The 1264-nt window shown below is 78.4% G+C and carries 1 protein-coding gene; it reads right to left on the bottom strand.

Going from position 1 to position 1264, the window contains the following annotated elements; genetic code table 11:
* Positions 1-59: 59 nt before the first annotated feature.
* A partial coding sequence (locus tag ACFV0G_RS39500; protein WP_380558807.1) for a regulator occupies positions 60-1264 on the bottom strand: 1205 nt, incomplete at its 5' end.

Below are 1264 nucleotides of genomic sequence, written 5' to 3'. Positions count from 1 at the left end.
GGGGGGGGCGCCCCGCGCCCCCGGCGGGGCGGGGCCTCCCCCGCTCGGGTCACGCCCGTTCAGATCACCCCCGCCTGGCGGGCCGCCTCCTCGAAGGCCCGCACCGTGGGGGTGGCCCGGTAGGGGGCGAGCCGCCGGTGGAAGTCGCGCAGGTACTCGACCGTCCGGGCGGAGCGCATCTCGCCGGCCGCCCGCAGCGACTCGGTGGCCATCGTGCAGGACTCCTCCAGCTCGCCCATGCCGAGCCGGGCGGTGGCGAGCACCAGCCGGCACAGGATGCGGCTGCGGGCGTACGCGGGGGCGCGCAGCCGCAGCGACTTCTCCGCGTGCTGGGCGGCCGGCCGCCACTGCTGGAGGTCGCGGTAGGAGTGCGCGAACTCGTCGGCGAGCTGGGCCTCGTCGAAGTAGCGCGCCCAGGACGGCGCCTCGTCGGCGGGGCGGGCCGCGGCCAGGGCCCGCTCGCAGCGGACCAGGGCGGTGGTGCAGGAGCGCACGTCGCCGAGGAGCGCGTGCCCGCGGGCCTCGGCGCCGTGCATGATCGCCTGGACGACCGGTGCCGCGGTGGTGCCGACGCCCTGCTGGGCGACCCGGGCGAGCTGGATGGCCTCCCGGCCGTGGCCGAGGTGGACGGCCTGCTGGCTCATCGTGGTGAGGATGAAGCCGCCGAGGACGCGGTCCCCGGCCGCCTGGGACAGGCGCAGCGACTGGACGAAGTACCGCTGGGCCAGCCCGTGCGCGGCGATGTCGAAGGACGTCCAGCCGGCCAGCCGGGTCAGGTCGGCGACCGCGCCGAACAGCGCCCGCCCGATCTGCTCGCCGTAGCGGCCGCGCAGCATCGGCTCGGCCTCGCTCTCCAGGTAGCGCACCAGTGCCTGGCGGGCGTGGCCGCCGCCGTAGGCGTGGTCGAGGGCGCGGAAGAGGTCGCCGACGGCGCGGATCGCGGCGATGTCGCCGCGTCCGACCCGGACGGCGGCGCGGGCCTCCCGCCCGGTGGGCGGTTCGACCCCCTCCGGGCCGGCCGGCAGCGGGCGGCGGCCCTGCTGCGGGACGCGCGGCGGGACCGGCCGGGCGCCGGGCGGCAGCGGCCGGGCCGGCCCGAGCTCCTCGGGGGGCAGCGTGGTGGCGTCGCGGGCGACCCGCTCGTCGGTCCGGCCGATCAGCCAGTCCCGGCTGGGGACGACCCCGCCGGCCGGGGGGGAGGGGATCGTTGGGAGCACCCCGGAAGGTCCCTTGTGCATTCGCCACAAGGTGGCGACGAGTTGGC

The organism is Kitasatospora sp. NPDC059571, from assembly GCF_042735675.1.
In the GTDB taxonomy this organism is placed as follows: Bacteria; Actinomycetota; Actinomycetes; order Streptomycetales; family Streptomycetaceae; genus Kitasatospora.
This window is presented reverse-complemented; position numbering and strand designations above follow the sequence as displayed.